25 protein-coding genes and 1 other RNA gene are annotated in these 22734 nt (G+C 39.7%); 3 read left to right on the top strand and 23 right to left on the bottom strand.

Annotated features, from left to right (window positions below; genetic code table 11):
- The 7 genes from ACWPVF_RS00230 to ACWPVF_RS00200 all read right to left on the bottom strand — a co-directional run bounded on the left by ACWPVF_RS00230 (position 1) and on the right by ACWPVF_RS00200 (position 6825).
- Complete coding sequence (locus ACWPVF_RS00230; protein WP_006154753.1) at positions 1-267, bottom strand: Veg family protein; 267 nt, start codon at positions 265-267, stop codon at positions 1-3.
- The gene (gene dnaB / locus ACWPVF_RS00225; protein ID WP_454383996.1) at positions 264-1622 is read right to left on the bottom strand and encodes a replicative DNA helicase; all 1359 of its coding nucleotides are present in this window, start codon (positions 1620-1622) and stop codon (positions 264-266) included. The genes ACWPVF_RS00230 and dnaB overlap by 4 nt, the downstream gene beginning before the upstream one ends.
- Before the next feature lie 42 nt (positions 1623-1664).
- A complete protein-coding gene (rplI, locus tag ACWPVF_RS00220) occupies positions 1665-2117 on the bottom strand; it encodes a 50S ribosomal protein L9 (RefSeq protein ID WP_004250991.1) in 453 nt (150 codons plus the stop codon).
- Positions 2114-3961 (bottom strand): DHH family phosphoesterase, encoded by a 1848-nt coding sequence (locus tag ACWPVF_RS00215; RefSeq protein ID WP_454383994.1) that lies wholly within the window; start codon positions 3959-3961, stop codon positions 2114-2116. The genes rplI and ACWPVF_RS00215 overlap by 4 nt, the downstream gene beginning before the upstream one ends.
- Before the next feature lie 278 nt (positions 3962-4239).
- Positions 4240-4788, bottom strand: coding sequence for a ribosome hibernation-promoting factor, HPF/YfiA family (hpf, locus tag ACWPVF_RS00210; RefSeq protein ID WP_045613108.1), 549 nt, complete (start codon positions 4786-4788; stop codon positions 4240-4242).
- 79 nt (positions 4789-4867) lie between these two features.
- A complete protein-coding gene (locus ACWPVF_RS00205) occupies positions 4868-5530 on the bottom strand; it encodes a ComF family protein (protein WP_454383992.1) in 663 nt (220 codons plus the stop codon).
- A complete protein-coding gene (locus ACWPVF_RS00200) occupies positions 5527-6825 on the bottom strand; it encodes a DEAD/DEAH box helicase (protein ID WP_454383990.1) in 1299 nt (432 codons plus the stop codon). The genes ACWPVF_RS00205 and ACWPVF_RS00200 overlap by 4 nt, the downstream gene beginning before the upstream one ends.
- Positions 6826-6880: 55 nt before the next feature.
- On the opposite strand from ACWPVF_RS00200, the gene ACWPVF_RS00195 reads away from it, so the two are divergent.
- Both ACWPVF_RS00195 and cysK read left to right on the top strand, forming a co-directional pair.
- Entirely contained in the window at positions 6881-7516 is a 636-nt protein-coding gene (locus ACWPVF_RS00195; RefSeq protein ID WP_454383988.1) for a YigZ family protein, read from the top strand.
- A gap of 144 nt (positions 7517-7660) precedes the next feature.
- The gene (gene cysK / locus ACWPVF_RS00190) at positions 7661-8587 is read left to right on the top strand and encodes a cysteine synthase A (protein ID WP_454383986.1); all 927 of its coding nucleotides are present in this window, start codon (positions 7661-7663) and stop codon (positions 8585-8587) included.
- Positions 8588-8640: 53 nt separating this feature from the next.
- Here the strand turns inward: cysK and ACWPVF_RS00185 are convergent, their stop codons facing one another.
- The 4 genes from ACWPVF_RS00185 to ACWPVF_RS00170 are packed head-to-tail and all read right to left on the bottom strand — an operon-like array spanning position 8641 to position 11804.
- Positions 8641-8877 (bottom strand): acyl carrier protein, encoded by a 237-nt coding sequence (locus ACWPVF_RS00185; protein WP_045613102.1) that lies wholly within the window; start codon positions 8875-8877, stop codon positions 8641-8643.
- Position 8878: 1 nt separating this feature from the next.
- Positions 8879-9871, bottom strand: a complete 993-nt coding sequence (gene plsX, locus ACWPVF_RS00180; RefSeq protein ID WP_454383984.1) for a phosphate acyltransferase PlsX — start codon at positions 9869-9871, stop codon at positions 8879-8881.
- Complete coding sequence (recO, locus tag ACWPVF_RS00175) at positions 9868-10638, bottom strand: DNA repair protein RecO (RefSeq protein WP_454383982.1); 771 nt, start codon at positions 10636-10638, stop codon at positions 9868-9870. The genes plsX and recO overlap by 4 nt, the downstream gene beginning before the upstream one ends.
- Complete coding sequence (locus ACWPVF_RS00170; protein ID WP_454383980.1) at positions 10635-11804, bottom strand: pyridoxal phosphate-dependent aminotransferase; 1170 nt, start codon at positions 11802-11804, stop codon at positions 10635-10637. Before ACWPVF_RS00170 ends, recO begins: the two co-directional genes overlap by 4 nt.
- Before the next feature lie 154 nt (positions 11805-11958).
- On the opposite strand from ACWPVF_RS00170, the gene ACWPVF_RS00165 reads away from it, so the two are divergent.
- Positions 11959-12969, top strand: coding sequence for a YeiH family protein (locus ACWPVF_RS00165; RefSeq protein ID WP_454383978.1), 1011 nt, complete (start codon positions 11959-11961; stop codon positions 12967-12969).
- Between the two features lie 28 nt (positions 12970-12997).
- Here the strand turns inward: ACWPVF_RS00165 and ACWPVF_RS00160 are convergent, their stop codons facing one another.
- From ACWPVF_RS00160 to ACWPVF_RS00105, 12 genes are all read right to left on the bottom strand, one after another.
- Complete coding sequence (locus ACWPVF_RS00160; protein ID WP_070457923.1) at positions 12998-13435, bottom strand: CoA-binding protein; 438 nt, start codon at positions 13433-13435, stop codon at positions 12998-13000.
- Positions 13436-13569: 134 nt separating this feature from the next.
- Positions 13570-14412, bottom strand: a complete 843-nt coding sequence (gene srtB / locus ACWPVF_RS00155; RefSeq protein WP_454383975.1) for a class B sortase, LPKTxAVK-specific — start codon at positions 14410-14412, stop codon at positions 13570-13572.
- Positions 14413-14488: 76 nt separating this feature from the next.
- On the bottom strand, positions 14489-15142 hold the full coding sequence (abpA, locus tag ACWPVF_RS00150) for an amylase-binding adhesin AbpA (RefSeq protein ID WP_454383973.1): 654 nt from the start codon (positions 15140-15142) through the stop codon (positions 14489-14491).
- A gap of 274 nt (positions 15143-15416) precedes the next feature.
- On the bottom strand, positions 15417-16385 hold the full coding sequence (locus ACWPVF_RS00145) for a ribose-phosphate diphosphokinase (RefSeq protein WP_000010176.1): 969 nt from the start codon (positions 16383-16385) through the stop codon (positions 15417-15419).
- 215 nt (positions 16386-16600) lie between these two features.
- A complete protein-coding gene (locus ACWPVF_RS00140; protein WP_045613092.1) occupies positions 16601-17095 on the bottom strand; it encodes a beta-class carbonic anhydrase in 495 nt (164 codons plus the stop codon).
- Positions 17096-17253: 158 nt separating this feature from the next.
- Positions 17254-17952: a TIGR00266 family protein gene (locus ACWPVF_RS00135; protein ID WP_454383970.1), complete on the bottom strand. Its 699-nt coding sequence runs from the start codon at positions 17950-17952 to the stop codon at positions 17254-17256.
- A gap of 70 nt (positions 17953-18022) precedes the next feature.
- Positions 18023-19384 carry a DNA repair protein RadA gene (gene radA, locus ACWPVF_RS00130; RefSeq protein WP_454385765.1) on the bottom strand — a complete coding sequence of 454 codons (1362 nt, stop codon included), beginning with the start codon at positions 19382-19384 and terminating at the stop codon, positions 18023-18025.
- Between the two features lie 13 nt (positions 19385-19397).
- The gene (locus ACWPVF_RS00125; protein ID WP_454383968.1) at positions 19398-19955 is read right to left on the bottom strand and encodes a histidine phosphatase family protein; all 558 of its coding nucleotides are present in this window, start codon (positions 19953-19955) and stop codon (positions 19398-19400) included.
- Positions 19915-20358 (bottom strand): dUTP diphosphatase, encoded by a 444-nt coding sequence (locus tag ACWPVF_RS00120; protein ID WP_454383966.1) that lies wholly within the window; start codon positions 20356-20358, stop codon positions 19915-19917. Before ACWPVF_RS00120 ends, ACWPVF_RS00125 begins: the two co-directional genes overlap by 41 nt.
- A gap of 54 nt (positions 20359-20412) precedes the next feature.
- Positions 20413-20510: signal recognition particle sRNA small type (gene ffs, locus ACWPVF_RS00115), an RNA gene on the bottom strand.
- 32 nt (positions 20511-20542) lie between these two features.
- Complete coding sequence (gene tadA / locus ACWPVF_RS00110) at positions 20543-21010, bottom strand: tRNA adenosine(34) deaminase TadA (protein WP_454383964.1); 468 nt, start codon at positions 21008-21010, stop codon at positions 20543-20545.
- 199 nt (positions 21011-21209) lie between these two features.
- Positions 21210-22496: an adenylosuccinate synthase gene (locus ACWPVF_RS00105; protein ID WP_045613084.1), complete on the bottom strand. Its 1287-nt coding sequence runs from the start codon at positions 22494-22496 to the stop codon at positions 21210-21212.
- Positions 22497-22734: the final 238 nt, after the last annotated feature.

Genomic DNA, 22734 nt, shown 5'->3' with positions numbered 1-22734 from the left:
TTAATCCAAATAGTGAATCAAATTCTTTTCCGTTAAAATATCTGAATAGGTGAAGGATTCAACATAGACATTGGCCTGTTTGTCCCCTTCAACATTTCCAAATTCAACGATAAAGAGCGATGGATAAACTTCAATGAGTCTTCCTAAGCGATTCTTTTGGCGTTTACGACCATTTTCTAAGGTCATTTCCACGACTTGTCCTTCATGTGCCTTGATTTCCTCTTTGATTTTTTTCATCTTGGCTACATCTGTAAATGCATCTGTCATCTTTGTTCCTCTCTCTTCGAAATGCTTGAAAACTTGTTATACTCTTTTTGGAAAATCAATTCTACCGTTCCACGTGCACCGCTACGGTTTTTCTCGATAATAACTTCTACTTTGTTATTAGGAAGACCTTCCTCTTCTTCGCCACCACGCTCATAATAGTCGTCACGATAAAGAAAGGCTACAATATCCGCATCCTGCTCGATAGATCCAGACTCACGAATATCTGATAATACCGGTCTTTTATCTTGACGTTGTTCAACACTACGCGACAACTGACTCAGCGCGATAACGGGAACCTTCAATTCCTTGGCCAAAATCTTCAACTGACGTGAAATCTCTGACACCTCTTGTTGACGGTTTTCTCTGCCTGTTCCTGTGATTAGCTGCAGGTAGTCAATCAAGATTAATCCAAGATTGCCTGTTTCCTGAGACAATTTTCTGGCGCGTGACCGAATTTCAGTAATCCGGATTCCGGGTGTGTCATCGATATAGATGCTTGCTTTAGCAAGATTCCCTTGAGCAATGGTGTACTTACGCCATTCTTCCTCAGTAAGTTGTCCAGTACGAATAGAGTGAGACTCTACTAGTCCTTCGGCAGCCAACATACGGTCGACCAGACTCTCTGCACCCATCTCGAGAGAGAAAATTGCAACAGTCTTGTCTAGCTTAGTTCCAATGTTTTGAGCAATATTCAATGCAAAGGCAGTCTTACCAACAGCAGGACGAGCTGCTATAATAATCAACTCTTCCTCGTGTAAACCTGTAGTCATATGATCCAAATCTTGATAACCAGTTGCAATCCCTGTAATATCAGAAGTTTGTTGTGAACGAGTTTCTAGGTTTCCAAAATTAAGGTTTAGAATGTCTCGAATATTTCTAAACCCACTACGATTGGCATTCTCGCTGACATCAATCAAGCCTTTTTCTGCACGCGCAATGATTTCATCTACTGGACTAGAGGCTTCATAAGCTTGATTGACTGATTCTGTCAATTTGGCAATCAAGCGACGAAGCATGGCTTTCTCTGCTACAATCTTTGCATAGTACTCAGCATTAGCAGAAGTCGGTACAGAGTTGATAATTTCAACAAGGTAGGATAGCCCACCAATATTTTGCAAATCACCTTGATTATCTAAAATCGTACGAACAGTTGTTGCATCAATGGCTTCGCCACGATCTGATAAGTCAACCATGGCCTGAAAAATCAAACGGTGAGCATACTTAAAGAAGTCTCGAGAGTCAATATATTCTCGAACAAACACGAGTTTACTCTCATCGATAAATATAGCTCCCAATACAGATTGTTCTGCCAAGATATCCTGGGGCTGAACTCGTAGTTCCTCTACTTCTGCCATCAGATTTCCCTTCCTTTTACAAAATAATTACTTAGATCTAGATTAGCCTTCTTTTACACGAAGATTGATGACGCTAGTTACATCCTGATAAATTTTTACTGGAACATCAATCAAGCCAACTGCACGAATTGGAGATTGGACTTGAATATGACGTTTATCAATTTTAATTCCAAATTGTTTTTGAAGTTCTTCCGCAATTTTCTTGCTTGTAATTGAACCGAAAGTTCGTCCGTCCGGACCAACTTTTTCAACAAACTCAACAATTGTTTCTTCTGCTTCAAGTTTCGCCTTAATTTCTTGTGCTTCTGCAAGAAGTTGGGCATGTGCTTTTTCTTCAGATTTTTGCTTACCACGCAACTCGCCAATTGCTTGAGAAGTCGCTTCTTTAGCAAGATTTTTCTTAATCAAAAAGTTTTGTGCATAACCTGTTGGAACTTCCTTGATTTCGCCTTTTTTCCCTTTACCTTTTACATCTGCTAAAAAGATTACTTTCATTCCTCTGTCTCCTTTTCACTAAGTTCATTAGAAATAATGGTTTTCAATTTATCACCTGCTTCTTGCAGACTCATATCTGTAAGTCGAGCAGCTGCCAGGTTGAAGTGGCCTCCGCCACCCAATTCTTCCATAATCCGTTGCACATTAATCTTACTACGACTTCGTGCAGAAATGGAAATATCCCCTTGGCGGTTTTTTGCAATAACAAAGCTAGCTTCAATACCTGACATGGCCAGCATCGTATCGGCTGCTTTACTAATCACTACAGTATCATATTCCTTAGTATCCTTGGCCTGAGCAACAAGAATAGAAGGTTGTACAGCCTGTCCTTGTAAGATGAGTTCATTCACCAATCGATACTCTTCAAAGTCAGTCGCCGCAAGTTCCTGGATCACAACACTATCACTACCGCGTGTTCTTAGATAGCTCGCTACGTCAAATGTTCGGCTAGTCACACGAGAGGTGAAATTCTTGGTATCTAGCATCATACCGCCCATCAGAACACTTGCTTGAATACGACTCAATCGTGATTTCTTAGAGTTTTGGAATTGGATTAATTCCGTTACAAGTTCGCTTGCACTACTTGCTCCACTCTCGATATAGGTAATCACTGCATTGTCTGGGAAATCCTGATCCCGTCTATGATGGTCAATAACAATCGTTTGCGTGAATAAATCATAAAACTCTTTTGACAAGGTCAAGGCCGTCTTAGAGTGGTCCACCATTACAAGCAAAGAACGATTAGTAATCATCTCCATAGCCTGATTTAGAGTAAGGAGTTTTGTTACCCCCTCATTCTCTAGAAATTGAATGGCTCGATGAATATCCGGAGACATTTGTTCAGCATCATAGACTACATAACTTTCATCCAGGACATTACTAGAGAACAATTGCATTCCAACCGCAGAGCCCAAAGCATCCATGTCTAAGTTTTTATGACCAACAACGAAAACATGATCAACACTCTTCAATTTCTCAGAGATTGCCGTCATCATCGCTCTAGTACGTGTTCTTGTTCGCTTAATAGAAGCTGCAGAGCCTCCACCAAAATAAATTGGATTCTTAACTTCGTCATTCTCTTTTACGACAACTTGGTCTCCACCACGAACTTCTGCAAGGTTAAGATTTGATAAAGCAACTTTACCAATGCTCTCATGGTCTCCATCACCGTATGATATACCTATACTCATAGTTAACGGCAACTCTCTCTTTTTAGCTTCTTCACGGAAGGTATCAATTACAGAAAATTTATCCTGCATCAATTGCTCCAATACCGTATAGTCGGTAAACAAGTAAAAACGATCCATGGTCACTCTGCGAGAGAACATCTTATGTTTTCCAGTAAACTCTGCGACATAATTCGCAACAAAACTATTAATATGGCTGATATCTGATTCAGATGTTTCATTCTCTAAATCATCATAGTTATCTACCGAAATGACACCGATAACAGGGCGACTCGTAACCAATTCTACTGTGGCTTCATACTCTCCAGAAACATCAAAAAAGTAGAGTACACCTGAGTTTCTATCTAGGTGTACTGCATAACGTTTTTCTCCCACATTGGCATAAATTCCAGGTGAAGATATGGATGTTTTTATAATTTCTTGAACTTGAGAATAGTCAATTTCTCCATCTTCTGTTGTCAGCATTAACTCTGCATAGGGATTGAACCACTCAATCTCACTACTTTCCATGTTTAGTTTGACAACTCCCACCGGCATCTGTTCTAAGAGTGAACTTAAACTATCTTCCGCTTGATGGTTTACGTACTGGATTTGTTCAATTTCTGTTTTCTGATAAGATCTCTTCTGAAAATAAAATAGCAAAAGAAACACTACCATCAAGAAAAATAAGCATGTTATTGTGACTAGGTTATTTTGAAGAAAAACAACCAATACAGTCATAATTATAAAGGAAATCCCAACAAATAAATATATAAAAAAGGGATTCATTTCATTTTTTTTCATTACAAACCTCTTGCGCAATATTATACCATATTTGCACTGAAAAAGCGACCTTTAAAGAAGGAATAGCGCTTGTACTCAAATGTAGCATTCCTTAAAACAAAAGGTGGTTTACACTAGTGTAAACCACCTTTTTAGTCTAATCATATTAAGTATTATGATTCTTTTACTTCAAGAAGGCCAATGTCTCCATCTTCACGACGGTAAATTACATTTGTTGTTTCATCTTCAACATCAATGTAAATGAAGAAATCATGACCCAATAAGTCCATTTGAAGAAGGGCTTCTTCGAGGTCCATTGGTTTTAAATCAATTTGTTTTGAACGAACTACTCTTGGCTGAGTAACATCTGACTCTTCAACCAAAGCGTCTGTGAATAATTGGCTAGTTGATACTTTATTTCTGTTCTTGCGTTCGATTTTTGTTTTATTTTTACGAATTTGACGTTCAATCTTATCTGTCACTAAATCAATTGATCCATACATATCTTGAGAAACATCTTCTGCACGGAGAGTAATGGATCCAAGTGGAATCGTAACTTCTACCTTAGCAGTCTTTTCACGGTACACTTTCAAGTTTACACGTGCATCTAATTCTTGATCTGCTTGGAAGTATTTTTCGATCTTTTCGAGTTTAGAAACTACATAATCACGAATTGCTTCTGTTACTTCTAGGTTTTCACCACGGATACTATATTTAATCATATAAGTACCTTCTTTCTAAACATATTTGTTTTTCTACATTTATTATAACGCTTTCATAAAATTATTGCAATCTTTTTCCTCATCTTACGAGGGAAAATGTTCGAACCTCCTTTGCTCCTGCGTTCTCAAGCAATCTCTTCACACGATTAACGGTTGCTCCAGTAGTATAAATATCATCAATTAATAAAATCTTCTTTGGAATCGTGACACCAGCTTTAATAAAAAATGGAAGTTTCGTGGCCAAACGTTCTGAACGATTTTTTGAAGAACTTGCTTTCTCTTCATTTTTTTCTAAAAAATCATGATAAGAGAGTCCTGTAGCTTCAATTAAACCCTCAACCTGATTAAATCCTCTTTTGGAAAACCTTTCTGAACTTAAAGGTATTATAAGAAATTGAAACTCTTTGTACTTTTTTAATCTCTCCCTTAAAATCGATGCGAAAATCTTTCTCAGAAGATAGTCTCCATCAAACTTATATCGACTAAAGTAATCCTTCATTGCTTCATTATAAGTAAAAATTGCTTCATGGTCTACGTCAATTCCTTCTTTACACCATAATTGACATTCTTGACACAAAGTTGACACTCCTATTTTGTAGCAATTTGGGCAATGTTCTTCCCCAATCTTTTCAAAAGTAGAGGAGCACGCTAAACAAAGTGGATTCTCCTCCTTTTTCAAGAAAAGAAGTTCTCCAAAGGTTAGATTGTTTTTTGACTGTTCCCCACATAGTAAACAAGTCATAAGCCTGCCTCCTTGTTCATCAGTTTAATTTCTTTAATAGCATTCTTAATTGAACGATTCAATCCATCATGAAAGAAAATCAAATCTCCAGTTGGTCTATCCATACTACGACCAACTCTCCCTCCAATTTGTATGAGACTTGATTTTGTAAAGAGGCGATGATTGGCTTCAACAACACAGACATCTACACACGGAAAGGTAACTCCGCGTTCTAATATGGTTGTGCTTATCAATATGGTTAATTCTCTATCCCTAAATTCTTGAACTTGTTCTAATCGGTCTTCAGTAACCGAAGATACGAAACCAATTTTCTCATTTGGAAACTGTAGCTGCAAGATTTCCTTTAACTTCTCTCCTTTTTTAATCTCTGAAGCGAAAATGAGTAATGGATAGCTCGATTTTCGTTGTTTTTCTATATAGCTTTTTAATTTTGGGGGGAGACGATGTTTGTCTAAGTAATTGTCCAATTCAGATAGCCAGACTGGTTTTGGAATTATTAAGGGGTTGCCATGAAACCGCCTTGGTAGACTCAACCTTTTTAACTCTCCTAAGCGAACCTTTTTATCCAACTCGTCTGTAGAAGTTGCTGTAAGAAATATGCTGAGTCCATCTTCCTTTACACAATTCTTTACAGCTTTGTAAAGCATCTTGTTATCAACATAAGGGAAAGCATCTACTTCATCTACTATTAACAAATCAAAAGCATGATAAAACTTTAATAATTGGTGAGTCGTTGCAACGACTAGAGGTGTCCGAAAATAGGGTTGAGACTCACCATGTAAAAGCGCGATGTCACAGGCAAAATCATTTTGTAGTCGCTTATGTAACTCCAAACAAACATCTATCCGGGGACTGGCTAGACAAACCGCCCCACCATCATTAATAACTTTCGCAACAACTTGATAAATCATCTCTGTTTTCCCAGCGCCAGTCACGGCATGAACTAAAGTTGGCTGCTGACTTTCTACAGCTTTAAGTAATCCTTTTGATACTTTCTCTTGAAATGGAGTCAATTGTCCCTGCCATTTAAGAACCTCTTGTTTTGGAAATTCTTCCTGAGGGAAATAATATAAACTTTGATCACTCCTAACTCGCTTCATCAACAGACATTCTCGACAGTAGTATGCATCAATGGGTAATAACCATTCTTCTTGAATCACACTATCACATCGTTGACAAACTAGTTTCCCCTTCTCTTTTCGCATACTTGGAAGTTTCACTGCTAACTCACGCTTTGCTACACTTAATTCCTCTTCAGTAAAAAGACGTCCTAGATAATTTGGATCTATTTTCATACTTCTTTATTCGTAAAATCTAGAACTTTATCCTATTTTTTAGTACAATAAAAATATGGAATGTAGAACAATTAAAGAGGACGGACAAGTCCAAGAAGAAATCAAAAAATCACGCTTTATTTGCCATGCAAAGCGCGTCAATAGCGAAGAAGAAGCTCGAGCTTTCATCACTGCTATTAAGAAAGAACACTATAAAGCGACCCACAACTGCTCTGCTTTTATTATCGGTGAGCGGAGTGAAATTAAACGAACTAGTGACGATGGAGAACCAAGCGGAACTGCTGGAGTACCAATGCTAGGAGTGTTAGAAAATCACAATTTAACTAATGTCTGTGTGGTTGTTACCCGTTATTTCGGTGGTATTAAGCTAGGTGCTGGGGGGCTCATTCGCACTTATGCTGGTAGTGTCGCTTTAGCTGTTAAAGAGATTGGAATTGTAGAAATTAAAGAACAAGCAGGGATTCAGATTCAAATGAGTTATGCTCAATATCAAGAATATGGCAATTTTCTTAAAGAACATAATCTCATGGAACTTGAAACAAATTTCACTGATCAAGTCAAAACAATCATCTTTGTTGATAAGGAAGATAAAGAAACTATCAAAGCTTCTCTCATAGAATTTTTCAATGGAAAAGTCACCTTAATTGATCAGGGGTTACGAGAGGTTGAGGTTCCTGTTAACTTAGGGTAAAATAAAGAAATACTACCTTATCATCTAAATTTCCTCATTTATATCTGATATAAAAAAATCCTATCGCTTCGATAGGATTTCTATATTTTACAAAAGGTAAAGTTAGCGTTATACTAGTAGCATCTTATATATAGAGGTGCTAATATGGCTATTTATAACAATATCACTGAACTTGTCGGTAGAACACCGATTGTTAAATTGAACAACATCGTGCCTGAGGGTGCAGCAGATGTTTACGTAAAACTAGAAGCCTTTAACCCAGGGTCATCCGTTAAAGACCGCATTGCTCTAAGCATGATTGAAAAAGCTGAACAAGAAGGCAAACTTAAACCTGGTTCTACTATTGTAGAGGCAACAAGCGGAAACACTGGTATCGGTCTTTCATGGGTTGGTGCTGCTAGAGGCTACAAAGTTGTCATCGTTATGCCTGAGACAATGAGTGTGGAACGTCGTAAAATCATCCAAGCATATGGTGCTGAACTCGTTCTAACTCCAGGAAGTGAAGGTATGAAAGGCGCTATTGCTAAAGCTGAAGAAATCGCTGCTGAACGTGATGGTTTCCTACCTTTGCAATTTATCAACCAAGCTAACCCAGAAGTTCACGAAAGAACAACAGGAGCTGAAATTCTAGCTGATTTCGGAGCTGACGGTTTAGATGCCTTTGTTGCCGGTGTTGGTACTGGAGGAACTATTTCAGGTGTTTCTCATGCTCTTAAAGCTGCGAATTCAAACATTCAAGTTTTTGCAGTTGAGGCAGACGAATCAGCTATCTTATCAGGTGAAAAACCTGGACCTCATAAGATTCAAGGTATCTCTGCTGGATTCATTCCAGAGACACTTGACACACAAGCTTACGATGGTATCGTCCGCGTAACATCAGACAATGCTCTTGCACTTGGTCGTGAAATCGGTGGAAAAGAAGGGTTCTTAGTAGGTATTTCTTCTGCTGCAGCTATCTATGCAGCAATTGAAGTCGCTAAAAAACTTGGAGCAGGTAAAAAAGTCCTTGCACTTGCACCAGATAACGGAGAACGTTACCTATCTACAGCACTCTATGAATTTGAAGTGTAATCTCCTAAATACACTAAATAGAAAAAGTAACATGTCAAGCATGTTACTTTTTCTTATGTTCTATTTTTAATAATTGCTAATACATCTGCGACGCTATTGAGGTTGTCGATTTCTTCATCACTAATTTCGATTCCAAATTCGTCTTCGATTGTTAAAATGAATTCCATCAAATCCACAGAGTCAGCATCCAAATCATCCTTCAAACTCAAGTTTTCGGTTACAACAAAGTCTTCCCCTTGACGTTCTTGGATAATCATAACAACACGGTTAAAAATTTCTTTATCTGTCATATTATTCTCCTGAAAATTCACGCGCAGTTTGTGCAACTACATCTGTCTCAAGCATGGTACGAATCTGACGAAGCGTACTGTATACAGCCTTAGCGTCACTTGAACCATGAGTCTTAACAACAGGCGCCTTAACGCCAAACAAGACGGCACCACCAACATCTGAATAGTTGAGCTGTTTTTTCAAACCTCTGAGATTATCCTTGAGGAGGAATGCACCGAGCTTGGCTCTAAGTCCACCACCTACAATGGCATTCTTAAGTAATCCCATGATCCCCATAGCAGTACCTTCAATAGCTTTGAGAACAGCGTTTCCCGTGAAACCATCGGTTACGACTACATCTGCAACACCATCCATCAAGTCACGTGCTTCCACATTCCCGACAAAATTCAAACTCTCGTCAGCTACTAATAAGTCATAGGCTTCCTTGCGTAGTGGATCTCCCTTACTGCTTTCTGTACCGTTGTTGAGAAGGCCAATACGGGGATTTGCAATGCCACGAACATTCTTGGCATAGAAGGAACCTAGAATTGCATATTGATGGAGGTGATGAGCTGTATTTTCGGCATTAGCTCCGAGATCCAGCATATCAAAACCCTTACCATCAATCGTTGGCAATGTTGACATAAGCCCAGGTCGGTCGATATTTTTGATACGACCAACGATGAAAAACCCTGCCGCTAACAAAGCACCTGTATTTCCTGCCGAGAGAACAGCGTCTGCTTCTCCGTCCTTGACAGCCTTAGCCGCCAAGACCATACTAGCATTTTTCTTTTTGCGGATAGCTTTTGTAGGCTCGTCGTCAGAGTCAATTTTCTCATCTGTATGGATAATGCTGACACGGTCTGTAGCTGTTAGATATTGCTTGATTTTACTTTCGTCTCCGTAAAGTTGAATCTCAATATCTGAAAAGTCAGCAAGGGCTTGATTGACACCCTCTACAATAGCTTGTGGTGCATAATCGCCACCCATTGCGTCTACTGCGATTTTTTTCATTTGTCTTCCTCTTTTAGTAATTGTCCCCAGTCGGCTAGGGAATCAATAAATTTCTTTGATTTTAGGTGAATACCGACATATTCCTCGTAGATTTGATCTATAAACTTACGCAAGTCCTGCTTGATTTCGGACTTGAGTGAGATAGTCTCCAAAGTTTCAAAATCAATGGCTTGAAATTGATTGAGCAGATAAGGAATATTCGGATTCAAATGGCATCGTTTTTCATCTTCATGGTAATGATCTGGGCAAAGGCAGGCACCGTACTTGAAAGAAAAATCAAAGGCCTGCCCAACACGATGGCAGAAAGTACACTCATTAAAATTCAGACTAATCCCAAAACGTGTCAATATTTGAATTTCAAAAATATTGGTCAAAACCTGATAGTCTAAGCCCTCTTCCATCAACTCTAAAGTCTTTTGCAAAAAAGCAAACAAGGGTGCATCCTGCTGATTATCCTGCAAACTCGCATCTGCCAAAGCTGCAACATAGGTTGCATATGCCATAACAAAGAGGTCGCTATTGATTTTAGGAAAAGTCTTTACCTCATGGTAATCCTCAATATAGCTGAGTCCATCTTCGTTGACCTTTAAGAGAAAACGAGCCAGCACCAAGGGTTGAATGACTGGAGCAAGTTTAGATTTGCTAGCATGTTTCACAAAAAACATCCGTTTCCCAGCTTGCTCTGTAAAGATTTTGACCAGCTTATCATCCTCACGAAAGTTACGATTGTAGAGCACCAGGCCTTGACTCGTAATAGACTGAATCATGCTTCCTTCATATACTCCTCAAGTCGTTTTATAGCTTCTTTAATCGTTTCCATGCTGGCTGCATAAGATAGGCGAACATACCCTTCTCCGTACTGACCAAAGGCAGCACCTGGGATAAAGGCAACAGCCTTCTTATGAGCAAAATCTTTTAGAAAAGCAAAAGAATCTTGATTGTAACCTGCAGGAATCTTAGCAAAAATGTAAAAAGCACCATCTGGTTTGATAATCTCAAAGCCAAGGTCAGTCATCTTCTCGATAATGTAGTCTCGACGTTGGATATACTCTTTCTTCATCGGTTCTGCATCATCTTTACCAGCTGTTAAGGCTTCTACTGCAGCATGTTGCGCCATAGTATTCGCAGCAGTTACCAAGTACTGGTGACTCTTTATGAGTTGAGCTGTGAAGTTTGCTGGTGCAAAGATAAAACCTAAACGCCACCCTGTCATGGCATGGGATTTAGAAAGACCGTTAATGATAATGGCTTGATCTCTCAGCATGGTTCCCAAAGAGACATGATTTTCCCCTGTATAGGTCAATTCTGAGTAAACCTCATCACAGACTACGAAAATCTCATACTTACGTAGAACGTCTGCCAAGGCTTCTAATTGCTCGCGACTATAAGTGATACCAGTTGGATTAGCTGGATAGTTGAGAATGACAGCCTTAAGCTTGTCACCCTGCTCCAAAATTGCCTTTTCCAGCATTTCAGGAGTCAGAACAAAACCATTTTCAGTTGTATCAATCTCGACAATCTCTGCCCCCACTAGATTGACAATCGGCTCATAGCCAGGATAGGCAGGAGCTGGTAAGAGAACCTTGTCTCCCTCTTCTAAGATAGCTGTCAAAGTAGCTGATAAAGCCTCTGTCGCACCAATAGTGACTAGGATTTCATTTTCAGGATTATAGTCTAGCTGGTATTTTTCTCTTACAAAATTACTAGCCGCCTGACGCAAGGTCAGTAAACCGCTCATCCCTGTATAGTAGGATTGGTCTTGATCAATGGCTCGTTTTGCAGCCTCCTTGACATGATTTGGTGTTGTAAAATCCGGTTCTCCCAATGTCAGACGTAACACTCCAGGAATCTCTGAAATAGCCTGGTCAAACTGACGAATCAAGGAAACTTGAATCTTATCTAATTGTTTATTAAAGCGCTTGGTTAAGTCCATAGATACCCTCCTTGATTAAAGAACATATATCTATTATACTACAAAAGCTCCTTGACCGCAAAAATCCATTTAGTTACAGCGTGCTTCCAACTTTCTATTTTACTTTTCTGATAGACAAGCTTATAATAAGAAGTGCTTATTTTCGGAGGTTTTTATGTCATTTCTATCAAAAAATTGGGCCGGACTTCTAGTCTGTCTTATCATTTCTATCATCTCTTGGGTTTTAGGAGGCTTCTTGCCTGTTGTAGGAGCGCCAGTTTTTGCCATCTTTATCGGAATGATTCTCCACCCCTTTCTCAATTCCTATAAACAGCTAGATGCTGGTTTGACTTACAGCTCTAAAAAATTACTCCAGTACGCTGTCATCTTGCTTGGATTTGGACTCAATATCTCTCAGGTTTTCGCAGTTGGGAAATCTTCCCTCCCTGTCATTCTTTCTACCATTTCTATAGCCTTGATTGTAGCTTATCTCTTCCAACGATTTTTTGGCCTCGATACAAAGCTGGCTACCTTAATTGGAGTAGGTTCTTCTATCTGTGGAGGCTCTGCCATTGCGGCAACCGCTCCTGTCATCCATGCTAAGGAAAAAGAAGTCGCTCAAGCCATATCTGTTATCTTTTTCTTCAATGTCATAGCTGCGCTTATCTTCCCGACCCTAGGAGGCTGGCTTCACCTATCAAACGAAGGGTTTTCTCTCTTTGCAGGGACAGCAGTCAACGATACTTCTTCTGTAACAGCTACAGCTAGCGCCTGGGATAGTCTTTATCACACCAACACTCTTGAGTCAGCAACCATTGTCAAACTGACCCGTACCCTAGCTATTATTCCTATTACTCTCTTCCTCTCCTACTGGCAAAGTCGTCAACAAGGAAATAGCCAAGGGGTAAAACTTAAAAAAATCTTCCCCGTTTTCATCCTCTACTTTATCCTAGCTTCTCTGCTAACCACCGTCCTTACTTCTTTTGGTGTCAGCAATAGCTTCTTTTCACCTCTCAAACAACTCTCCAAATTCCTCATCATCATGGCCATGAGTGCTATTGGCCTCAAAACCAACCTCATTGCTATGATCAAATCCAGTGGAAAATCCATTCTTCTTGGAGCCCTTTGCTGGATTGCCATCATCCTGACTAGTCTTGGTATGCAAGCCTTCATTGGTATTTTCTAAGAAAAAAGGTAGCCTAAAGGCTACCTTTTTATTGTTCAAGAATTAAACGTGTATGTTCTCTCTTAATGCAACGGTTCATCACGATGTCATCGCATCCTCCAGCACGTAAAATCTCCTCTGCTTCTAAGCTTTCAAGTCCTAATTGCGCCCAAAAAATCTTAGCATCCGCCTTGAGGAAATCACGCGCTACATCAGGTAAAAATTCACTGCGACGATATACATTAACGATATCTACAGGGAAAGGAATTTCAGCTAGACTAGCATAAGCCTTTTCTCCCAAAATCTCGCCACCTGCAGCTTTAGGGTTAACTGGAATGATTTTATAGCCACGAGCCTGCATTTCTTTAGTCACTCGATTGCTAGTTGTTTCCTCACGGTCAGACAAACCGACTACTGCCAGAGTTTTACTAGTTTCTAGATACTGACGGATTACTCCATCACTTGGATTAATAAATTCTTGAGTCATAGAATTCCTCCTTTTTCTCAGTATAGCATATTTTGAAAAGGCTTGCAGAAATTTGCTATGAAAATAAAAAATCCTCCCAAAATTAAACTATTCATTTAATTTTAAGAGGATTCCATAAAGATTTTATTTAAAGATTATTCTCTTGTTGGTTTATACTGAAGGCTTTCTCCGTGTTGTTTAACAAAGTCACTCATCTCTGAATCAGGAATTTGTCGAAGGTAGAGATTGGCACGAATTGTATCATCTTCTTCACGACAAGTAGAAAGCACAAGATATTTATCCTTAGCTGATACTTTAACATTTGGTTTCTTAACCTCTGCAGTATCATAAATAGTAGTTAGCTGTTTCTCAAAATCTGCATCATCATCAAAAGAAGTACGGTAAAATGCTGTTTCTTCTGGAACAATAATCATGGCAACAGCTTCATAATAGTACTTTCTCTCTGGAGTTTCAATAACTACATAAGGATGTTCATCAAAATAATCTTGGCGACTGAAATAGTTCACATCTTTAAACATACGGTGGTCAGCCACTTTACTACCACGAGCGTGTCCAAATAACCAAGTTAATCGATCGCTAAAGTCCTTTTTGTTATCAGCGTCCATAAAGACTGTCCCCATTAAAGGCTCGTTAACGCCATCAAAGCGCTTATCTAAATAAGTCGCATTATCCGTTGTTTGAACGACTGGTTCATCTAACTGTGTACCCGGAATATATACATACCCCACAGTTTCAGAGTTTGTTGCAAGTAAACCTTTAAATTTATTAGAGAGATATTCCTTTTCTTCCTCGCTAGCAGTATAAGCTTGCTTTGACGCTTCCTGGGTAACGGTAGTTTCAGTCGTCTTATTCTCACTTGATGCTGAGAAGCTGTTATTATATATAAACAAGCCTCCCAAAGCAACGATAGCTACTGCTGCGATAGAAGCAATTATTTTAGTAATTGGTGTTTTCTTTGTTCTAGAGTGTCCACTCATTTTTCTACCTCGTTATTTACTAAAAAAATCACTGAAACAAAGTTTCAGTGATAGTATACTTCACCAAATAAATAAATTATTTAACAGCGTGAGTTTTTGGAAGAGCTTTTTGACCTGCTTTTGCAGAAGCTCCTGCTTTTTTAGCTGCTGCATCAGCTTTTTTAGCTTGATCTACAGCACCTGGTTTACCACCTTCTGGTTGCATTGCTGCTTGGTCAGCTGCTGCTTGAGCAGCTGGTTGTTCTGCTTGAGCAGATAGACCATGTTCTTTCAAGTAACGAGCATTTGCTTGTTCTGGAGTTTCGTTCAAGATGTAGTAGCTGCGTTGTGCTTTGTCAGCAGTGTTGTATGTTTTTTGAGATTCTTGGATTTTAGCGTTACGAGCAGCATTACGAGCATCGTTCAATGCGCTTTCGTAAGCAGCTTTCTTTTCACCGTAAAGGTGTGATCCACCTTCAACAGCGTCGAATGCTTTTTTAGCTTCAACTACTGCTGGGTCTTGTGATGCAATAGCATCAACGTTATCTTGGTGACCACCAACATATTCGTTAGCTTTACGACCATTTTTAAACTCAGTTTGAGCGTTGTAAGCGTCGTTTACACCACCACCAGTTACTGGTTGGTCGTATGCACCTGGAGTGTTAGCTCCACCGTTGATATCTGCAAATGCTGGAGCTGCTGCAGAAAATACTGCAAGAGCTGCTACTGATGATAATAAAACTTTCTTCATTGTTTTATCTCCTCTTTAATTTTAAAATTTAATTTATAAGGACAACCCTTATTACATCAAATTATATCATATAAATCTAAGTTGTCAAGCTTTTTTTAAAATAAATTTATTTTTTTCTGGTAAAAAATAAGTAAAATTCATTCTAATTAAAAAAATCAAATAATATTCTTGTAACAATTGATACAAAAATATTTAAACTCCGAACAATGTAGAGTTTTGCGAGTGTTAGGGTTCTGTATTTCTAAGAGTATATTTTATTTCCTCAACTGTAAATTTAAATAGTCTTCTCGATACTAAACAATGGAGAAAGAGGACGTTTTTCGTGGATACGGATGATTGCATCGCCTAAAAGATGAGCGATAGAGATTTGCTCAATCTTATCAATCAAACGTTCCTCTGGTAGGTAGATAGTATCCAAAACAACCAATTTTTTAATGGCTGATTTCTGGATATTGTCCATAGCTGGCCCTGAAAGAACTGGGTGCGTACAGCTTGCGTAAACTTCAACAGCTCCTGCCTCAGCAAGGGCATCTGCTGCGTGACAAATAGTACCAGCTGTATCGATCATATCGTCAATCAAGATACAAGTCTTGCCTTCTACCTTACCAATGATGTTCATCACTTCGCTAGTGTTCATTTTGTCTACGCTACGGCGTTTATCGATAATGGCAATTGGAGTTTTCAAGAACTCTGCTAATTTACGAGCACGAGTTACCCCACCATGGTCTGGACTGACAACAACATAGTCAGAACCAACCATACCACGGCGCTCAAAGTAATCCGCAATCAAAGGAGCACCCATCAAGTGATCAACAGGAATATCAAAGAATCCTTGAATCTGTGCAGCGTGCAAATCAATCGTCAACAAACGATCCACTCCAGCCACTTCAAGCATATTTGCAACGAGTTTTGCAGTGATTGGTTCACGCGCTCGAGCCTTTCTATCCTGACGCGCATAACCATAGTAAGGCATCACAACGTTGACAGATTCTGCACTAGCACGCTTCAAAGCATCAACCATAATCAAAATTTCTAGTAGATTGTCGTTTACAGGTGAGCTAGTTGATTGTAAGATAAAGACATGTTTCCCACGGATAGATTCTTCGATGTTAACTTGAATTTCTCCATCTGAAAATTGACGAACAGTCGATTTTCCCAATTCTATTCCAATCTCTTGCGCTACACGCTCTGCCAATTCTCTATTTGAAGAAAGGGCAAACAGCTTTAAATCAGAAAAAGACATGATTTCCTCCAGTATTTATGTATCACTTGTGTTTTTGCACAATATTTTCCATCTACCATTGTAGCGCTTTTTTCTTGATTTTTCAATAAAAAATAAGACAAGAGTAGACTTTTATCCCCTTGTCTTATGCTATTTTATATTAGTGATAGTAAAGCAAAAATTTATCTATTTTAGCATCCTATTTCTGCCTACGAGAAGCACTTTCACATGAAAAATTAATATACTTCGCTCATTCTTCCTGTGTCCACATCATAAACAGCTCCTGAAATAATGACATCATCCGGAATCAATGGACATTCTCGAAGTAATTTCATATCCTCGCGAACACTCTCCTCGACATCTTGGAAAGGAAGAAAGTCTTTGCCAGATACATCAACCCCCAATTCACGTTTTAAATGCTCTTGGAAGTCCTCGTTATTGAATGTTTGGGCACCACAGTCTGTATGGTGAAGTACCACAATCTCTCTTGTTCCCATCTGTTGTTGGGAAATCACCAGTGAGCGAATCATATCATCTGTCACACGGCCACCCGCATTTCGTAAAATATGGGCATCCCCCAGAGCTAACCCCAGAGCCGGCGCAACGTGGAGACGCGAATCCATACAAGTGACGATTGCAACCTTGGTCTTGGGTTTAATGGATAAGTGCAAATCTCCATGTAGTTCTACATAGGCTTGATTGGCTTTTAAAAAATTTTCAAAATAGGACATGACAACTCACTTTCTAGTCTGCCAGATAATTTGAACACCAAATTATTTATCTCCTATCTTACCATCTTTTGCCTCGTTTGTCAGCTTTCAGACTATATATAGAAAACTAGGACAGAGACGTCCGGCTTCTAGCTTGGGTTTCTGTCCTAGTTTTATTTTTATGAACTACTTTTTGGAATATACTTGTTGAGTGCCCCTGCAAAACTCTGAAGATTGAGACTTTGTACATAAACCTCACCAGTACCTCGGAAAGTATTAACAACTCCTTCCCCTGTACCGATAGATTGCCAAAAACCATTTTCTAAGTGAATATTATAGTCTAAAGACTGACTCCAAGCCACCACATGGGCATTGTCAATCGTCACTTCTTGGTTTTGGAGTTCAATTTTCTTAATAGATCCAAAAGCATTGGCCAAAAGAGTTCCCTGACCTTTGGTTGTCATCACAAAGAGACCACCTTGCCCTCCGAACAGGGCTTTCCCAATAGACTGACGCTCCATTGTATAAGTTGCCGAACCATCAAGAGCTAGAAAGGCTCCATCATTCAAGCGATACTGCTTTTCGCCTAGTTCAAGAGCAATCACTTGACCAGGAGTATCTGGTGCTAAAGCAAGATGTCCGTTGTCAGATTCTGCAATAGCTTGAGTAATGAAGGTACTTTCACCAGAAACCATCGAACGTCCCACAGCTTTGACAAAGCGCCCCAAACCAGAACCGCTAGCATTAAGCTGGGTATTGAGGCTGACATTAGATGTGTGGTAAACCATACTCCCACGCTGGATAAAGACTGTTTCTCCTTGATTGAGCGATAACTCTACCAAAGGAAATTGCATTTGACTATCCATAGAAAATTTCATCAGAAATTCCTCCTTGTTTTAATAAAAGTTAGCAATAAAATAATTAGTAATATAAACCTGAGTACAACTATTAGGAGAACACTTTTTTCAAGACTTCTCCAATAGTCGTCACTCCAATCACCTGAATTTCTTTAGGCGGTTTAATACCTGTCAAAGAATTTTTCGGTACATAAATTTTTGTAAATCCAAGTTTCGCAGCTTCATTGATCCGTTGCTCGATACGATTTACGCGTCGAATCTCTCCCGTCAAACCAAGTTCTCCTACAAAACATTCTTGGGGATTGGTAGGCTTGTCCTTGTAGCTTGACGCAATAGCAACTGCTACCGCAAGGTCAATGGCAGGCTCATCCAATTTGACGCCACCTGCAGATTTGAGGTAGGCATCCTGATTTTGGAGGAGCAAACCTGCCCGTTTCTCCAAAACAGCCATAATCAAGCTAACACGATTGAAATCAAGACCAGTTGTAGTTCGCTTGGCATTCCCAAACATAGTCGGTGTCACCAGGGCCTGAACCTCCGCCAAAATCGGACGTGTCCCTTCCATAGTCACAACAATTGACGAACCAGTCGCCCCATCCAAGCGTTCTTCCAAAAACACTTCACTAGGATTAAGAACTTCAACCAATCCACCTGATTGCATCTCAAAGATTCCAATCTCATTGGTCGAGCCAAAACGGTTTTTGACCGCTCTTAAGATACGGAAGGTATGGTGGCGCTCCCCTTCAAAGTAAAGTACGGTGTCCACCATATGTTCCAACATACGTGGGCCAGCCAAGGTTCCTTCTTTTGTCACATGCCCCACGATAAAGATGGCGATGTTATTGGTCTTAGCCAACTGCATGAGTTCAGCCGTTACCTCGCGTACTTGAGAGACTGATCCCTGCACCCCTGAAATCTCAGGAGACATAATGGTCTGAATCGAGTCGATGATAAGAAAATCTGGTTGGATACGCTCCACTTCTGCCCGCACACTCTGCATATTGGTTTCTGCATAGAGATAAAACTCACTGTCGATATCACCCAAGCGCTCTGCACGGAGTTTGATCTGTTGAGCAGACTCCTCCCCACTAACATAGAGAACTGTTCCTACTTGAGATAACTGGGTTGATACTTGTAAGAGAAGGGTTGATTTTCCAATCCCTGGATCTCCACCAATGAGGACAAGACTTCCTGGCACCACACCGCCACCAAGCACTCGGTTAAATTCCTCCATCTCAGTCTTAGTTCGATTGACATTGATAGAAGTCACCTCAGCCAATTTCATAGGCTTGGTTTTCTCACCTGTCAAGGACACACGCGCATTTTTGACTTCTGCGACCTCAACTTCTTCTACAAAAGAAGACCAGGCTCCACAGTTTGGACAGCGGCCTAGATACTTGGGTGAATTATATTCACAATTTTGACACACAAATGTCGCTTTTTTCTTTGCTATAATAAACCTCTTTCTAAATCTCTATCTCACACTCAATCACTTGGCAAAAATCAATCTTCTCGTCTGGCACAAATTGACGCATGAGCATTCGATGAGTGACAACAACGACTGTCTGATAGTCTCGATACTTGCCCATAGATTCTAGAAACCGAGACCTCATTTCCTCAGCTGTCTCATATTGAATAGGACTATTAGGCGATAAGGATCCATTATTTCCTAGAAACAGAGTACGAGCTTTTTCAAAATTCTCTACGCCACTTTCATAGACTTGCCATTCATGCAATAATGGTTCCACTCTCAAAGGAAGTCCAATAGCACTAGCAAGATAAGAAGCCGTTTCTAAAGCTCGCGTCACTGAAGAAGCTACTAGCAAATCAGCTGATTGGAACAAGGGATTTTGGCAAAGGTCCTGAGCCTGTTTCCTTCCCTTCTCAGATAAGGGAGCTAGATCCATTCCAAATCCGGAATAAGCATACTCCTCTAACACACGATAATCTGGCTCCCCATGACGGACAAAGATAATCTTCATCTTAATGCCCTGTCGATCCAAATCCACCAGTACGAACGCCATCTGCTTCATCCCCATCTGCGATCAAGAAAGGTGCAAAGACAGCCTGAACCACACGTTCCCCAACTTCAAGAATCACTTCTTGGTCCGTAATGTTTTTCATCTGAGCAAAGATATGGCCTTCATTTCCTGGATTGCCATAGTAGTCTCCATCAATAACCCCCACAGAGTTGATTAAAACTAGGCCTTTTTTGCGAGGGTTAGAGGAACGATCATAAAGATAGAGCACTTCAGTCGGCTGCATATAGGCCTTGACACCAGTTGGGACAAGAACAATCTCTCCTGGAGCGATAACCGTACGTTCTGCAACTTTTAGATCGTAACCAGCTGCGTGAGCTGTCTCACGCTTGGGTAACAAAGTTTCATCTGTAAAACTAGAAATTAATTCAAAACCACGAATTTTCATATTTTTCCTCTTTTTAAATCTTATATTCTAGGCTATTTTATCTTATTTATTCGAAAAAAGCACGAAAAAAGAGCACACAATTCACATCGCTTAGGGCTGCTGGATTCCTCCCCTGACCCGCTTCACGCAGAACTGTTGCTCCACTAGTTATTATACCACATTCCTTTCTGTTTTTAAAGAGAAATTATTTTTTCCGTCGATTTCGGAAAAAGTCCTGCATAATCCCTGCACACTCACTCTCTAAAATGCCTGTCTCAACAACCACACGGTGATTGAGCCGCTCATCCGTCAAAATATCATACAAACTTCCAGCAGCGCCAAATTTCTGGTTTTTAGCCCCGTAGACCACGTTTGGAATCCGTGCGAGCCCAATTGCCCCACTACACATGACACAAGGCTCGATGGTCACAAAAAGCGTACAATCAAGCAATCGCCAACTCTCTTCGCTCAGATTAGCATCCTCTATAGCCATAATTTCTGCATGCATGACTGCACGTTGCAATTCCTCGCGCGCATTATGGCCTCTCCCGATGATTATCCCATCCTTGACAATCACACAACCAATCGGGATTTCATCATTCTCTAAGGCAATTTCTGCCTCCTTTAAGGCCTCTCTCATAAAAGCTTCTTTCTCTTCAAGCGTGTAATCCATCTCTTCTCTCTTCCTAGCTATCAATTCTATCATTATATCACGTTTTTGAAGACAAAAAAAGCCACCGAATGCGGTGGCTTTATAGGGAGATTATTATGAAAAAGAAAAGTTTAGGAAATTTGTTACAACAAGTTAGGAGGTCTTCTTGTAACTGTCTATAGTATATCCGACCTGTCTTAAACAAATCTTAAAAAATCTCCTATGACCAGACACTTTCTAAAATATTTGTCTGTTCACGGCCAGGACCTACAGAGAATGTAGAAATACGAACACCCACCAATTCGCTAACACGACGAACATAGTTTCGCGCATTTTCAGGAAGGTCTTCCAAAGTACGTACTCCAGTAATATCTTCATGCCAACCTGGTAGCTCCTCGTAGATTGGTTTACAACGTTTCAATTGTTCAAGACTAGCAGGGTAATAATCAATACGTTGACCGTCAAGATCATAGGCCACACAGATTTTTACTGTATCCAAACCACTCAAAACATCGATAGAGTTCAAAGAGAGATTTGTGATGCCAGACACACGACGGCTATGGCGCATAACAACTGAGTCAAACCAACCTACACGACGCGGACGACCAGTGGTTGTTCCATACTCATGCCCCACTTCACGGATACGATCTCCAACTTCATCAAATAGCTCAGTTGGGAAAGGACCATCACCAACACGACTTGTGTAAGCTTTACATACACCTACAACCTTGTCAATCTTGCTTGGACCTACTCCAGAACCAATTGTCACACCACCAGCAACAGGATTTGAGGAAGTAACAAATGGATAAGTTCCTTGGTCAATATCAAGCATAACGCCTTGAGCCCCTTCAAAGAGAACACGTTTGCCATTATCAAGTGCATCATTCAAGATAACAGAAGTATCTGTTACATATTGCTTGATTTGTTGGCCATACTCATAATATTCTTCAAAAATATCATCAAATGAAATAGGTTCGCTATCATACAATTTTACAAATTGACGATTTTTCTCAGCAAGATTGCGTTCTAAACGTTCACGGAAAATCTCTTTATCCAAAAGATCTGCGATACGGATACCCACACGAGCTGCCTTGTCCATATAAGCTGGACCAATTCCTTTAATTGTAGTACCAATCTTATTATCACCCTTAGCTTCTTCTTGCAAGCGATCTAACTCGATATGATAAGGCAAAATAACGTGCGCACGATCAGAAATACGTAAATTATCTGTTGTAACCCCTTCTTCATGGAGATAAGACAATTCTTTTACAAGAGACTTTGGATTTACAACCATTCCGTTTCCAATTACAGAGATTTTTTCTGGGAAGAAAATTCCAGAAGGAATCAAGTGTAACTTAAATTTTTTTCCATCAATCACAATCGTGTGACCTGCATTGTCACCACCTTGGTAACGAGCAATCACCTCTGCATTAGCTGAAAGAAAATCAGTAATTTTTCCTTTACCTTCATCACCCCATTGGGTACCTACAACAACAACTGAAGTCATAATAAATTTTCGTCTGAGCCTAAAGGCTCGTCCTTTCTCATATACATGGCGGGACTCTCACCCACAATTATATCTTACAATTTATTATAAGAAAAAAACCCCATTTTATCAAGAATAAACACTAGAAAAGATTAGGGTTTTCCATTAATTCTAAATTAAAATTTTAACAATATCTAGTATTTTCTATATATTTTTTATTGTTTGTAAAATAACGTTCGTAATAAATAAAAATTGACTA

It is taken from the genome of Streptococcus sp. Marseille-Q7087 (assembly GCF_965111935.1).
The sequence above is the reverse complement of the archived record's forward strand: the minus strand, read 5'-3'. Positions and strand labels throughout refer to the sequence as shown.

Bases quoted from the DNA above. Each gene is read 5' to 3' on its own strand.
- ACWPVF_RS00230 (WP_006154753.1), bottom strand. From the start codon at position 267: ATGACAGATGCATTTACAGATGTAGCCAAGATGAAAAAAATCAAAGAG.
- dnaB (WP_454383996.1), bottom strand. From the start codon at position 1,622: ATGGCAGAAGTAGAGGAACTACGAGTTCAGCCCCAGGATATCTTGGCA.
- rplI (WP_004250991.1), bottom strand. From the start codon at position 2,117: ATGAAAGTAATCTTTTTAGCAGATGTAAAAGGTAAAGGGAAAAAAGGC.
- ACWPVF_RS00215 (WP_454383994.1), bottom strand. From the start codon at position 3,961: ATGGTAGTGTTTCTTTTGCTATTTTATTTTCAGAAGAGATCTTATCAG.
- hpf (WP_045613108.1), bottom strand. From the start codon at position 4,788: ATGATTAAATATAGTATCCGTGGTGAAAACCTAGAAGTAACAGAAGCA.
- ACWPVF_RS00205 (WP_454383992.1), bottom strand. From the start codon at position 5,530: ATGACTTGTTTACTATGTGGGGAACAGTCAAAAAACAATCTAACCTTT.
- ACWPVF_RS00200 (WP_454383990.1), bottom strand. From the start codon at position 6,825: ATGAAAATAGATCCAAATTATCTAGGACGTCTTTTTACTGAAGAGGAA.
- ACWPVF_RS00195 (WP_454383988.1), top strand. From the start codon at position 6,881: ATGGAATGTAGAACAATTAAAGAGGACGGACAAGTCCAAGAAGAAATC.
- cysK (WP_454383986.1), top strand. From the start codon at position 7,661: ATGGCTATTTATAACAATATCACTGAACTTGTCGGTAGAACACCGATT.
- ACWPVF_RS00185 (WP_045613102.1), bottom strand. From the start codon at position 8,877: ATGACAGATAAAGAAATTTTTAACCGTGTTGTTATGATTATCCAAGAA.
- plsX (WP_454383984.1), bottom strand. From the start codon at position 9,871: ATGAAAAAAATCGCAGTAGACGCAATGGGTGGCGATTATGCACCACAA.
- recO (WP_454383982.1), bottom strand. From the start codon at position 10,638: ATGATTCAGTCTATTACGAGTCAAGGCCTGGTGCTCTACAATCGTAAC.
- ACWPVF_RS00170 (WP_454383980.1), bottom strand. From the start codon at position 11,804: ATGGACTTAACCAAGCGCTTTAATAAACAATTAGATAAGATTCAAGTT.
- ACWPVF_RS00165 (WP_454383978.1), top strand. From the start codon at position 11,959: ATGTCATTTCTATCAAAAAATTGGGCCGGACTTCTAGTCTGTCTTATC.
- ACWPVF_RS00160 (WP_070457923.1), bottom strand. From the start codon at position 13,435: ATGACTCAAGAATTTATTAATCCAAGTGATGGAGTAATCCGTCAGTAT.
- srtB (WP_454383975.1), bottom strand. From the start codon at position 14,412: ATGAGTGGACACTCTAGAACAAAGAAAACACCAATTACTAAAATAATT.
- abpA (WP_454383973.1), bottom strand. From the start codon at position 15,142: ATGAAGAAAGTTTTATTATCATCAGTAGCAGCTCTTGCAGTATTTTCT.
- ACWPVF_RS00145 (WP_000010176.1), bottom strand. From the start codon at position 16,385: ATGTCTTTTTCTGATTTAAAGCTGTTTGCCCTTTCTTCAAATAGAGAA.
- ACWPVF_RS00140 (WP_045613092.1), bottom strand. From the start codon at position 17,095: ATGTCCTATTTTGAAAATTTTTTAAAAGCCAATCAAGCCTATGTAGAA.
- ACWPVF_RS00135 (WP_454383970.1), bottom strand. From the start codon at position 17,952: ATGAAATTTTCTATGGATAGTCAAATGCAATTTCCTTTGGTAGAGTTA.
- ACWPVF_RS00125 (WP_454383968.1), bottom strand. From the start codon at position 19,955: ATGGCGTTCGTACTGGTGGATTTGGATCGACAGGGCATTAAGATGAAG.
- ACWPVF_RS00120 (WP_454383966.1), bottom strand. From the start codon at position 20,358: ATGAAAATTCGTGGTTTTGAATTAATTTCTAGTTTTACAGATGAAACT.
- tadA (WP_454383964.1), bottom strand. From the start codon at position 21,010: ATGGATTACACGCTTGAAGAGAAAGAAGCTTTTATGAGAGAGGCCTTA.
- ACWPVF_RS00105 (WP_045613084.1), bottom strand. From the start codon at position 22,496: ATGACTTCAGTTGTTGTTGTAGGTACCCAATGGGGTGATGAAGGTAAA.